Below are 12,124 nucleotides of genomic sequence, written 5' to 3'. Positions count from 1 at the left end.
CGCCCCCCGAAGGAGTCGTTCCATGAGCTACCAGCACAAGTATGTCGACGGCACCAACATCCACTTCCCGGTGGGTAAAGTGGTGTGCATTGGCCGTAACTACGCCGAACATGCCAAGGAACTGGATAATCCAGTGCCGACCGAACCGTTGCTGTTCATCAAGCCCGGCAGCTGTGTCGTGGCGCTGGAAGGCGGTTTTGCCATCCCTGCCGACCGTGGCTCGGTGCACTACGAAGCGGAAATCGCGGTATTGATCGGCAAACCGTTGTCGAACAAGCCAAGCCGTGAAGAAGTGCTGGACGCCATCTCCGGCTTCGCCCCGGCCCTGGACCTGACACTGCGTGACAAACAGGCCGAGCTGAAAGCCAAGGGCCTGCCGTGGGAAATTGCCAAATCCTTCGACGGCGCGGCAGTGATCGCACCGTTCGTGGTGGGCAGCACTTTCCCGGACGTGACCGATATCGGCATTCGCCTGACCATCAACGGCGAAGTGCGCCAGGACGGCAACAGCTCGCAGATGCTCAACCCGATCATCCCGATGATCCAGCACATGGCCGGCTGCTTCTCGCTGCAGGCTGGTGATGTGATTCTCACCGGCACCCCGGCTGGCGTGGGTCCGCTGAATGTGGGTGATGAGTTGGTGTTGGAATTGGCGGGAGTGAATCGCTTCGACAGCAGCGTTCGATAAGCACCTGGCCAACGCGGTCAAACCTGTGGGAGGGGGCTTGCCTCCGATGGCGGTGTATCAGTTAAGTGGATGTTGACTGACGCGCCGCTATCGGGGGCAAGCCCCCTCCCACATTGGAGTTGTGTCGGCCGGTAAAGCCCCGGGTTTTTGCATTTTTTTCACACGCCATCCGGATAATCCCCAGCCTCCAGAGCGCGGGCCCGTCGATCCTGTGCTATCACCTAACGCTGACTTTCCGGAAAAAGCGCCCCATGGCCGTGTCCCTGCCCTCTGCCACACCCAAGCCGCGTTCCCGTTTTGCCCTGCGCTGGTATTCCTGGCTGTTTCTGGCGGGGGCCATCTTTTATGGCGTTGCCTGGGCCATGCATTGGGATGACCGCGGCGTGCTGTGGTTGCTGGAGCGCTTCGAGACGCCCACCGAGCGCAGTGAAAGCGTATGGTTGCCGGACTACCACGCGGTCATCGACGCCAAGGTGTTACCGGGAATGGAGAAGGACGAAGCCTCGGACGTCGCCTACAACCCGCAGACCAAAACGCTGTTTTCCGTCATGGGCAAAAACCCGTTCCTCGTTGAGTTGAGCCTGCAAGGCGATGTGCTCCGCAAGATGCCGCTCAATGGCTGGGAAAATCCGGAAGGCGTAACGGTGCTGGAAAATGGTCTGATGGCAGTGGTCGACGAGCGCCAGCACAGCCTCACCATCGTCAAGGTCGACGCGACGACCCAACAGTTGAACAAGGCTGATTTCCAGGCCTACGACCTGGGCCCGTCCAAAGACCAGAACAAAGCTTTTGAGGCGATCACCTGGGACAAGCGCAACCAGCAACTGGTGTTGGGCGAAGAGCGCCCGCCGGCATTGTTTACCTGGAAAAGCGACGGCAGCCAGATCCTGAACGGCGATAAACAAAAACTCGCCAGCAAAGAATTGGACATGCGCAACCTCTCGGCCCTGGCTGTCGATCCGCGCACCGGCCACCTCCTTGCGCTTTCGGCCGACTCTCACCTGTTGCTGGAGCTGGACGAGAAGGGCGAACAAGTCAGCTTCATGACCTTGCTGGGCGGCTTCAATGGTCTCAACAAAACCATTCCTCGTGCGGAGGGGGTGACCATGGATGAGGAAGGCACTCTGTACATAGTGAGTGAGCCGAATCTGTTCTATCGTTTCGAAAAGCAGAAATAATCGACCAGTTACGTCGGATATTTCTCTATCAGCGGCATTCGCCAGACATCCGGGCGCGTTTAAGTTTAAATTCAGACAGGCGTGATATTCATTCGCCACTTTTGATTTTGAGCCCGCCCAATGCGCCGACTTGCCCGCCCCAAGCCCATTCTTTTTCTGTTCGTGCTGATCGCCCTGATCTGCGCCGGGGTCGCTGGGCAGCACTTTCGCTTGTTCGAGCGCGCTTGGTTCAATTGGCAGACATGGCGTCATCCCGCCGATGAGCGTTCCATTGGCCTCGCCGATTACCGGGTAACGCTGGAAGCCCAAGTCATCGAGGGGCTCGATGACGATGTCTCGGCACTCACCTATGACCCTGTGCGCAAAAGCCTGTTTACCGTGACCAATCAAAACGCCGAACTGATCGAGTTGTCGCTGGACGGCAAGATCCTGCGGCGCATTCCCTTGGTGGGATTTGGTGATGCCGAGGCCGTGGAGTTCATCAGCGACAACATCTATGTCATCACCGATGAACGCCAACAGCGCCTGATCAAGGTGCATGTTGACGACGACACCCAGTTCCTCGACGCCGCAGATGCAGAGCAAATGACCCTGGGCCTGCATGTAGGTGGCAACAAGGGCTTTGAGGGGTTGGCCTATGACTCAGTGGGCAAGCGCCTGTTCGTGGCCAAGGAGCGCGAACCGATGTTGATCTATGAGGTCCACGGGTTTCCTCATTTCAAGCCTGAAAAAACCTACTCGGTGCACGTGATCAATAACCCCAAGCGTGACGCCGGGCTATTTGTACGCGATCTGTCGAGCCTGCAATACGACGAGCGCAGCGGCCATCTGCTGGCGCTGTCGGATGAGTCATTTTTGGTGTTGGAACTGGATATCGACGGTCGCCCATTGAGCAGTCTTTCTCTACTCAATGGGCGCCATGGCCTGAAAAAACGTGTGCCTCAGGCCGAAGGGATCGCCATGGACGACGAAGGTACGTTGTACCTGGTCAGCGAGCCGAACCTGTTCTACGTGTTCAAGAAACCCAGTCCCTGACACACCGCCATTCGGGGGCAGGCCCCCTCCCACGTTGGATTGGTGGTGTCCTCAGGCCTTGAGGGTTTTCACGCCTTCGGAAGTGCCCAAGAGCAGCACATCCGCCGGACGCGCAGCGAACAGGCCGTTGGTGACCACGCCGACGATGGCATTGATCTGCGTTTCAAGCTCCACCGGATTGGTGATCTGCATATTGAATACGTCGAGGATGATGTTGCCGTTGTCGGTCAGCACGCCTTCGCGGTACACCGGATCGCCGCCCAGCTTCACCAGCTCGCGGGCCACGTGGCTGCGGGCCATCGGGATGACTTCCACCGGCAGCGGGAATGCGCCGAGGACCGGTACCAGCTTGCTGGCGTCGGCGATGCAGATGAAGGTCTTGGCCACGGCCGCGACGATCTTCTCGCGAGTCAGGGCTGCGCCGCCGCCCTTGATCAGGTTCAGGTGCGCGTCGCTCTCATCGGCGCCGTCGACATAGAACTCCAGGTCGCTCACGGTGTTGAGCTCGTACACCGGAATGCCATGGCCTTTCAGGCGTGCGGCAGTGGCTTCGGAGCTGGCCACGGCGCCATCGAACGCGCCCTTGTGCTGGGCCAGCGCATCGATAAAGCAGTTGGCAGTGGAGCCGGTGCCGACACCGACGATGCTTTTGTCGTCGAGTTTAGGAAGGATTAAATCGACAGCGGCCTGGGCCACTGCCTGTTTGAGTTGATCCTGGGTCATGCGGGCTCCGGAACGGGCGGGGAGTAAAGAGGGGCGCGAGTATAACCCAACAAAACCTCGGGATTCGTGTGGTCGTACGGCCAAAAGCCGGGTTAGACTCCTCGGCCCTGCCCAACTCGCCCAGTGATTCCCGCCGATGCTTGAACAGTACGTCAAAAAGATCCTCACCTCGCGCGTTTACGACGTTGCCGTAGAAACCCCGCTGCAGACCGCCCGCCAGCTCTCCGAGCGGCTGGGCAACAAGGTCTGGCTCAAGCGCGAAGACTTGCAGCCGGTGTTCTCGTTCAAGATTCGCGGCGCGTACAACAAGCTGACTCAGTTGACGGCTGAAGAGCGCGCACGCGGCGTAGTCACGGCGTCGGCGGGCAACCATGCGCAGGGCCTGGCCCTGGCTGCCAAGGTGCTGGGGGTCAAGGCCACTATCGTGATGCCCAAGACCACCCCTGAGATCAAGGTCGAAGGCGTGCGCTCTCGCGGCGGTAAAGTGGTGCTGCATGGCGACTCTTTCCCAGAGGCGCTGGCCTACTCGCTGAAACTGGTCGACGAAAAAGGCTACGTCTACATTCACCCCTACGATGATCCGCACACCATTGCCGGGCAGGGCACCGTGGCGATGGAGATTCTGCGCCAGCATCCAGGGCCGCTGGATGCGATCTTCGTACCCGTGGGCGGCGGTGGTTTGATCGCGGGCATCGCGGCGTACGTGAAATACCTGCGCCCGGAAATCAAGGTCATCGGCGTCGAGCCGGACGACTCCAACTGCCTGCAAGCTGCCATGGCCGCGGGTGAGCGCGTGGTCTTGCCGACGGTTGGGATCTTTGCCGACGGCGTGGCGGTGGCGCAGATCGGCCAGCACACCTTTGAAATCTGCAAAGACTATGTCGACGAAGTGATCACCGTGAGCACCGATGAAATCTGTGCGGCGATCAAGGACATCTACGACGATACCCGCTCCATCACCGAGCCAGCGGGCGCGTTGGGTGTGGCCGGGATCAAGAAGTACGTTGAGACCCGTGGTGTCAGCGGCCAGACGTTCGTCGCCATCGACTCCGGGGCCAACGTCAACTTCGACCGCCTGCGCCACGTGGCTGAGCGCGCTGAGTTGGGTGAAGGCCGTGAAGCCATCATCGCCGTGACCATTCCTGAGAAACCGGGCAGTTTTAAGGCGTTCTGCGAGGCCGTGGGCAAGCGCCAGATCACCGAATTTAACTACCGCTACCACTCCGGCAGCGAGGCGCACATCTTTGTCGGCGTGCAGACCCACCCGGAAACCGACCCGCGCAGCGCGCTGATCGCCAGCCTCACCGAGCAGGGTTTCCCGGTGCTGGACCTGACCGAGAACGAACTGGCCAAGCTGCACATCCGCCATATGGTCGGTGGGCATGCCGCGCACGTCAGCAATGAAGTGGTGTTTCGCTTTGAGTTCCCGGAGCGTCCGGGGGCGCTGTTCAACTTTCTTAACAAGTTGGGCGGGCGCTGGAATATCTCGATGTTCCACTATCGCAACCACGGCGCGGCTGATGGTCGTGTGGTCGCCGGCCTGCAAGTGCCGGCGAACGAACGTCACCTGGTACCGGCAGCGCTGGAGGCGATTGGCTACCCGTATTGGGATGAAAGTGATAACCCGGCCTACAAACTGTTCCTCGGTTGAGCGACTACGCTGATTGGGGGCAGCCTCTAAGGAATACGAAACATGGAAACCCTGATCACCCTGAAAGTTGTCCACATCGCGGCCACCGTGGTGTTGTTGCTCAGCGGCCTTGGCTTGGCGCTACTGGCCTGGCGTAAACGCAGCGCCGGCCCAGCCGTCACCGTGCAGCGCCCGTGGGCGTTTGTGTGGTTGCTGATGGGTATTTGTATGGTGAGCATGCCGTTCACCGGCTGGTGGCTGGTGCACCTGGTCGGCTGGCCATTGGGGCAGACCTGGATTCTGGGCTCCAGCATTCTCTACACCGTGGCGGCGCTGGCGTGGTTCTGGCTGGTGGCACGGCTCAATCGCTTGCGCAAAGGCGAGGGCGGCAGCCTGAATTTCACCCTGGTGCTGGCGGTGGTGAGCCTGGTGGGGTTTGTGGCGATTGCCGGGCTCATGGGCGCCAAGCCGGTTTAACGCGGTGAGGGCTTCTGTGGTGAGCGGGCTTGCCCCGCGCTGAGCTGCGAAGCGGCCCTGACAAAGGCCCGCATTTTTCCTGATAAGACCGGTTGGCAGGTTTTGGGGCTGCTTCGCAGCTCAGCGCGGGGCAAGCCCGCTCACCACGGTTACTCGCTACGCAGCGTAATCACAGGCCAACCACGCTTCTCGGCTTCAGCGCGCAGATTCGGATCCGGATCCACCGCCACCGGATGCGTCACTTGTTCCAATAGCGGCAGGTCATTCATCGAGTCGCTATAGAAGTAGCTGTCTTCCAGGCTATACCCCGTTTCTTCCAACCAACGATTCAAGCGCGTCACCTTGCCTTCTCGGAAGCACGGCACGTCAGTGCTGCGCCCGGTGTATCGGCCATTTTCCATCTCGCACTCGGTGGCGATGAGGGTTTCAACGCCCAGGCGTGCGGCAATTGGCGCGGTGACGAAACGGTTGGTGGCGGTGATGATCACCAGCTTGTCGCCAGCGGCGCGGTGCTTGGCCAGCAGTTCGACGGCCAGTGGCAGCATGATCGGCTCGATGCAGTCGCGCATATAGTCGTTGTGCCACTCATCCAGTTGGGCCATTTCGGTGCGGCCGAGGATTTCCAGGCAGAAATTCAGGTAGGCGGCGTTGTCCAGCTTGCCGGCCAGGTAGTCCTGATAGAACTCGTCGTTGCGGGCCTTGTAGGCTATCGGGTCGAGAATCCCGCGTTCGCACAGGTAATCGCCCCACGCGTGGTCGCTGTCACCGCCGATAAGGGTGTTGTCCAAGTCGAATAAAGCCAGGCGCATTGCAGTTACTCGCTGAAAAGTCTGTAAAAAGGCGTCCAGAATACGGTCTTTTCACAAGAGTGCACATAAGCTAAGAAGCCTCGTTGCCGCTTGCGCAACCTTTGTGGAACAATGCGGCGACATGCGTTTGCGAGGTTGTTGCCGTGATCGACCCCGATGGTTTCCGTCCTAATGTCGGGATTATTCTTACGAATGATGCCGGACAGGTGCTATGGGCTCGCCGAATCAACCAAGATGCCTGGCAGTTTCCTCAAGGCGGAATCAACCCCGACGAAACCCCTGAAGACGCCTTGTACCGTGAGTTGAACGAAGAAGTCGGCCTTGAGCGCGAAGATGTGCAGATTCTGGCCTGTACCCGTGGCTGGTTGCGCTATCGTTTGCCGCAACGCCTGGTGCGTACCCACAGCCAACCGCTGTGCATCGGCCAGAAGCAGAAATGGTTTCTCCTGCGCCTGATCTCCAACGAGCAGCGGGTGCGGATGGATTTGACCGGTAAACCGGAGTTCGATGGCTGGCGTTGGGTCAGCTATTGGTACCCGTTGGGCCAGGTGGTGACATTCAAGCGCGAGGTTTATCGTCGCGCTCTCAAAGAGCTTGCCCCGCGCCTTTTAGCGCGCGACTGACGACGGAGTTCGACCCCGAGCCATGCTCAATACGCTGCGCAAGATCGTCCAGGAAGTTAACTCCGCCAAGGATCTCAAGGCGGCGTTGGGGATTATTGTGTTGCGCGTCAAGGAAGCCATGGGCAGCCAGGTCTGCTCGGTTTACCTGCTGGACCCAGAGACCAACCGTTTTGTGCTGATGGCCACGGAGGGCTTGAACAAGCGCTCCATCGGCAAAGTCAGCATGGCGCCCAATGAAGGTCTGGTGGGCCTGGTGGGGACGCGTGAAGAACCCCTCAACCTTGAAAACGCGGCTGATCACCCGCGTTATCGCTACTTTGCCGAAACCGGCGAAGAGCGCTACGCGTCATTCCTCGGCGCACCGATCATTCACCACCGCCGCGTTGTCGGCGTGTTGGTCATCCAGCAAAAAGAACGCCGCCAGTTCGACGAAGGTGAAGAAGCCTTCCTCGTGACCATGAGCGCGCAGCTCGCCGGGGTTATTGCCCACGCCGAGGCCACGGGTTCGATTCGCGGCCTGGGCCGTCAGGGCAAGGGCATCCAGGAAGCCAAGTTCGTCGGCGTACCGGGTTCGCCGGGTGCTGCCGTCGGTACGGCGGTGGTCATGCTGCCACCGGCCGACCTCGATGTAGTGCCGGACAAGACCGTCAACGACATCGACGCCGAAATCAAACTGTTCAAGACCGCCCTGGAAGGCGTGCGCGCCGACATGCGCAACCTGTCGACCAAGCTGGCCACCCAGCTGCGCCCTGAAGAACGTGCGCTGTTCGACGTTTACCAGATGATGCTTGACGACGCGTCCCTCGGGAACGAAGTCAAAACCGTGATCAAGACCGGTCAATGGGCCCAGGGCGCACTGCGCCAAGTGGTCACTGATCACGTCAACCGTTTCGAATTGATGGACGACGCCTATCTGCGCGAGCGTGCCTCGGATGTGCGCGACCTGGGTCGCCGTCTGCTGGCTTACCTGCAGGAAGACCGCACCACCAACCTGGTCTACCCCGACAACACCATCCTGATCAGTGAAGAACTGACCGCCACCATGCTCGGCGAAGTGCCGGAAGGCAAACTGGTGGGCTTGGTCTCGGTTCTCGGTTCGGGTAACTCCCACGTCGCGATCCTGGCCCGCGCCATGGGCATTCCGACGGTGATGGGTCTGGTGGACCTGCCGTACTCCAAGGTCGATGGCATCGACATGATCGTCGATGGCCACCGTGGTGAAGTCTTCACCAACCCCAGCGACGTGCTGCGCAAGCAATACGCCGAAGTGGTGGAAGAAGAGAAACAACTGGCGCTGGGCCTGGATTCATTGCGCGAGTTGCCGTGCGTGACCACTGATGGTCACCGCGTACCGCTGTTGGTGAATACCGGACTGCTGGCCGACGTGGCCCGGGCGCAGCAGCGCGGCGCCGAGGGCGTGGGGCTGTACCGCACCGAAGTGCCGTTCATGATCAACCAGCGTTTCCCGAGTGAGAAGGAGCAGCTGGCGATTTATCGCGAGCAACTGCAAGCCTTCCACCCGTTGCCGGTGACCATGCGCAGCCTGGACATCGGCGGCGACAAGTCACTGTCGTATTTCCCGATCAAGGAAGACAACCCCTTCCTCGGCTGGCGCGGCATTCGCGTGACGCTCGACCACCCGGAAATTTTCCTCGTACAGACTCGCGCCATGCTTAAGGCCAGCGAAGGCCTGAACAACCTACGCATCCTGTTGCCGATGATCTCCGGCACTCATGAGCTGGAGGAGGCGCTGCATTTGATCCACCGCGCCTGGGGCGAGGTGCGCGACGAAGGCGCTGACGTACCGATGCCGCCGATTGGCGTCATGATCGAAATTCCAGCGGCGGTGTACCAGGCCAAAGAACTGGCGCGGCAGGTGGACTTCCTGTCGGTCGGCTCCAACGACCTGACCCAATACCTGCTGGCCGTGGACCGCAACAACCCACGGGTAGCCGATCTCTACGACTATCTGCACCCTGCGGTGCTGCAAGCGCTGCAACACGTAGTGCGCGACGCCCATGCCGAAGGCAAGCCGGTGAGCATCTGCGGTGAAATGGCTGGTGATCCGGCGGCGGCGGTGCTGTTGATGGCGATGGGCTTTGACAGCCTGTCGATGAACGCCACCAACTTGCCGAAGGTGAAGTGGATGTTGCGCCAAGTCGAGCTGAGTATGGCCAAGGATCTGCTGGCGGAGTTGATGACCATCGACAACCCGCAAGTTATCCACAGCTCGCTGCAATTGGCGCTGAAGAACCTTGGGCTGACACGGATGATCAATCCGGCCTCTGCCAAGACCCTCTAACGCCTGGCGCCGATCAAAAATGTGGGAGCGGGCTTGCTCCCGATGGCGGTGTGTCAGTACCAGATATTCTGACTGACACACTGCCATCGGGAGCAAGCCCCCTCCCACGTTGGTTTTTTGGTGTGTCTAGAGCGTGAGTTCGACTTCGCCGAGTCGGCCACCATGGGGCCCAAAACTACGCTCCACCATCCGCCGCGTGCCATCGGCATTTACAATCAGCGCCGTACTCGCCCGTGTCCCATAACTTGGACTGGCGATAAATACGCTCGATAACAGGCTTTCAGTCGCTAACCCCACGCCGGTATCCGGCAACTCAGCAAAGGGCGCGATCTGCGGATCGCTCAGAATCTCCAGTAGCGCTTCGGGTTGCGGATTGTTCAGCAACTCACTCAGCGCGGCTTTGGCCTTAAGCAGTTTCGGCCAAGGCGTATCCAGCCCTGCGTTGGATAATCCGTACACGCCCGCTTTCAACTGCGTGGGCTCGGTGTGATTGGCGTTGTAATGCCACAACTCATCCCGCGTGCCCACCAGCAGGTTAAACCCGGCGTATTCAATCGATCGGCCGTTAACGTCGGCCAAGTAGTCGTCAATGGGCAGTGAACCACTGAGAAACCGCGCGACCAGTTCGCCGCGTGACTTTCGTGCCGGCGGCTGGTGGGGATCACGGATATTGGTCAGGGCAGCAAATCGCCCATCGGCATTCACGCCAAGCCAAGTACCGCCTGCTTCCTGATCGCGACCGGCATAGATTTCGGGCACGTCCGGCCACTGGGCCAGCGGCAGACTGGGGCGGGCATAGAACTCGTCACGGTTGGCCGCGACGATCAGCGGTTGGGCGTGGCCCGGCCGCCAGGCGAAAACAATCAGGCACATCAGGCGATTCCCTTTTGTGTTTTTTGCCACTCTACCCACACCGGCAGCGGTGTTCCATCGTATCCAGTTGGGCCGCATGCCTTCCATCCGTTAACATGCCGGACTTGATTCGGGGGCTCCCATGGAATTTCTGCTGTATTTGCTGCTGGGCGCCTGTGCGGGTGTGCTCGCCGGGCTGTTTGGCGTGGGCGGCGGGATCATTATCGTGCCGGTGCTGGTGTTCAGCTTCACCTTGCAGGGCTTCGACCCGCAGGTGCTGACTCACTTGGCCGTAGGCACATCCTTGGCGACGATCATCTTTACCTCGGTCAATGCCGTGCGTGAGCACCACCGACGTGGCGCGGTGCGTTGGCCGATCTTTGTGTGGATGACCGTGGGCATCCTGATCGGTGCAGGTTTCGGTGCGCTGACCGCCGAGGCGATTTCCGGTCCGCATTTGCAGAAGATCATTGGCGTGTTCGCGCTGATCATCGCCGTGCAACTGGCCCTGGAGGTCAAGCCCAAGGCCAGTCGCACGGTGCCAGGCAAGGTCGGCCTGACCCTGGCAGGCACGGTGATTGGCTGGGCTTCGGCCATTTTCGGCATCGGCGGCGGCTCGCTGACCGTGCCGTTTTTGACCTGGCGCAGCGTGCCGATGCAACAGGCGGTGGCCACCTCGTCCGCCTGTGGCCTGCCGATTGCCCTGGCCAGTGCATTAAGTTTCATGATTCTGGGCTGGCATGACCCGCTGTTGCCCGCTCATAGTCTAGGGTTCGTGTATTTACCGGCGCTGCTGGGCATTGCCCTGACCAGTATGGTGTTTGCCCGCTTTGGCGCACGCCTGGCGCATCGGTTGTCGCCGCGGTTGCTCAAGCGGTTGTTCGCCGGCTTGCTGTTTTGCGTGGGTTTAAACTTTTTGCTGTAACGCAGACTTAATCGCGCCCGGGCATGGTCCGGTCGCCATAACGCATGATTTAACGAGGAGTCGCAATGCTGCCTTACCCGCAGATCGACCCGGTGGCTCTGGCCATCGGTCCGCTGAAAATCCACTGGTACGGGTTGATGTACCTGATCGGCATCGGCGGCGCCTGGCTGCTGGCCTCCCGCCGCCTGAACCGTTTCGACCCGACTTGGACCAAGGAGAAACTCTCCGACATGGTCTTCTGGCTGTCGATGGGGGTCATCGTCGGCGGGCGTCTGGGGTATGTGCTGTTCTACGATCTGTCCGCCTACATCGCCAATCCGACACTGATTTTCGAAGTGTGGAAGGGCGGCATGGCGTTTCACGGCGGGTTTATCGGCGTAATGATTGCTGCCTGGTGGTTCGGCCGCCGCAATGGCAAGTCGTTCTTCCAACTGATGGACTTCGTTGCGCCGCTGGTGCCGATTGGCCTGGGCGCCGGGCGTATCGGTAACTTCATCAACGCTGAGCTCTGGGGCAAGCCGACCGACGTGCCGTGGGCCATGGTATTCCCGCCGTTCAGCGACCCGGCACAACTGCCGCGCCATCCGTCGCAGCTATACCAGTTCGCACTGGAAGGTGTGGCCCTGTTCCTCATTCTGTACATTTTCTCGCGCAAACCACGCCCGACCATGGCCGTTTCCGGCATGTTCGCGCTGTTTTACGGCATCTTCCGTTTCATCGTCGAATTCGTACGTGTGCCGGATGCGCAATTGGGTTACCTCGCGTGGGGCTGGCTGACCATGGGTCAGGTGTTGAGCATCCCAATGATCCTCGTGGGGCTGGGCCTGCTGTGGTGGGCGTACAATCGCCCGCAGCCGCTGAAGAACACCGCGCTTTAAATTC

12 protein-coding genes are annotated in these 12,124 nt (G+C 60.2%); 9 read left to right on the top strand and 3 right to left on the bottom strand.

The window, feature by feature from the left end:
* The first annotated feature begins 22 nt into the window (after nucleotides 1-22).
* The 3 genes from LRO94_RS27230 (at nucleotide 23) to LRO94_RS27220 (ending at nucleotide 2,901) form a co-directional block, all read left to right on the top strand.
* A complete protein-coding gene (locus LRO94_RS27230; protein WP_032884213.1) occupies nucleotides 23-688 on the top strand; it encodes a fumarylacetoacetate hydrolase family protein in 666 nt (221 codons plus the stop codon).
* A 251-nt stretch (nucleotides 689-939) separates the two neighbouring features.
* Nucleotides 940-1,866, top strand: coding sequence for an SdiA-regulated domain-containing protein (locus LRO94_RS27225; protein ID WP_032884211.1), 927 nt, complete (start codon nucleotides 940-942; stop codon nucleotides 1,864-1,866).
* 120 nt (nucleotides 1,867-1,986) lie between these two features.
* Nucleotides 1,987-2,901 (top strand): SdiA-regulated domain-containing protein, encoded by a 915-nt coding sequence (locus tag LRO94_RS27220; protein WP_179179769.1) that lies wholly within the window; start codon nucleotides 1,987-1,989, stop codon nucleotides 2,899-2,901.
* A gap of 51 nt (nucleotides 2,902-2,952) precedes the next feature.
* Here the strand turns inward: LRO94_RS27220 and rpiA are convergent, their stop codons facing one another.
* Entirely contained in the window at nucleotides 2,953-3,624 is a 672-nt protein-coding gene (gene rpiA / locus LRO94_RS27215; protein WP_017253881.1) for a ribose-5-phosphate isomerase RpiA, read from the bottom strand.
* A 136-nt stretch (nucleotides 3,625-3,760) separates the two neighbouring features.
* On the opposite strand from rpiA, the gene ilvA reads away from it, so the two are divergent.
* Both ilvA and LRO94_RS27205 read left to right on the top strand, forming a co-directional pair.
* Nucleotides 3,761-5,275 (top strand): threonine ammonia-lyase, biosynthetic, encoded by a 1,515-nt coding sequence (gene ilvA / locus LRO94_RS27210; RefSeq protein ID WP_032884206.1) that lies wholly within the window; start codon nucleotides 3,761-3,763, stop codon nucleotides 5,273-5,275.
* A 42-nt stretch (nucleotides 5,276-5,317) separates the two neighbouring features.
* Nucleotides 5,318-5,731 carry a DUF2269 family protein gene (locus tag LRO94_RS27205; RefSeq protein WP_095185153.1) on the top strand — a complete coding sequence of 138 codons (414 nt, stop codon included), beginning with the start codon at nucleotides 5,318-5,320 and terminating at the stop codon, nucleotides 5,729-5,731.
* 149 nt (nucleotides 5,732-5,880) lie between these two features.
* On the opposite strand, the gene LRO94_RS27200 is transcribed toward LRO94_RS27205, so the two are convergent.
* Nucleotides 5,881-6,540, bottom strand: coding sequence for a histidinol-phosphatase (locus LRO94_RS27200; RefSeq protein ID WP_179179770.1), 660 nt, complete (start codon nucleotides 6,538-6,540; stop codon nucleotides 5,881-5,883).
* Between the two features lie 143 nt (nucleotides 6,541-6,683).
* Between LRO94_RS27200 and LRO94_RS27195 the strand changes: the two genes are divergently transcribed.
* Both LRO94_RS27195 and ptsP read left to right on the top strand, forming a co-directional pair.
* A complete protein-coding gene (locus LRO94_RS27195; RefSeq protein ID WP_003176750.1) occupies nucleotides 6,684-7,163 on the top strand; it encodes an RNA pyrophosphohydrolase in 480 nt (159 codons plus the stop codon).
* 22 nt (nucleotides 7,164-7,185) lie between these two features.
* Complete coding sequence (gene ptsP, locus LRO94_RS27190; RefSeq protein WP_032884201.1) at nucleotides 7,186-9,465, top strand: phosphoenolpyruvate--protein phosphotransferase; 2,280 nt, start codon at nucleotides 7,186-7,188, stop codon at nucleotides 9,463-9,465.
* A gap of 126 nt (nucleotides 9,466-9,591) precedes the next feature.
* Here ptsP and LRO94_RS27185 read toward each other — a convergent pair whose 3' ends face one another.
* Complete coding sequence (locus LRO94_RS27185) at nucleotides 9,592-10,338, bottom strand: NRDE family protein (RefSeq protein WP_032884199.1); 747 nt, start codon at nucleotides 10,336-10,338, stop codon at nucleotides 9,592-9,594.
* Nucleotides 10,339-10,459: 121 nt separating this feature from the next.
* Between LRO94_RS27185 and LRO94_RS27180 the strand changes: the two genes are divergently transcribed.
* Both LRO94_RS27180 and lgt read left to right on the top strand, forming a co-directional pair.
* Nucleotides 10,460-11,242, top strand: a complete 783-nt coding sequence (locus LRO94_RS27180; RefSeq protein ID WP_032884198.1) for a sulfite exporter TauE/SafE family protein — start codon at nucleotides 10,460-10,462, stop codon at nucleotides 11,240-11,242.
* Nucleotides 11,243-11,307: 65 nt separating this feature from the next.
* Nucleotides 11,308-12,120 (top strand): prolipoprotein diacylglyceryl transferase, encoded by an 813-nt coding sequence (gene lgt, locus LRO94_RS27175; RefSeq protein WP_032884196.1) that lies wholly within the window; start codon nucleotides 11,308-11,310, stop codon nucleotides 12,118-12,120.
* The last annotated feature ends 4 nt before the right edge of the window (nucleotides 12,121-12,124 follow it).

This window comes from Pseudomonas sivasensis (assembly GCF_021391435.1).
GTDB classification, from domain to species: Bacteria; Pseudomonadota; Gammaproteobacteria; order Pseudomonadales; family Pseudomonadaceae; genus Aquipseudomonas; species Aquipseudomonas sivasensis.
The sequence above is the reverse complement of the archived record's forward strand: the minus strand, read 5'-3'. Positions and strand labels throughout refer to the sequence as shown.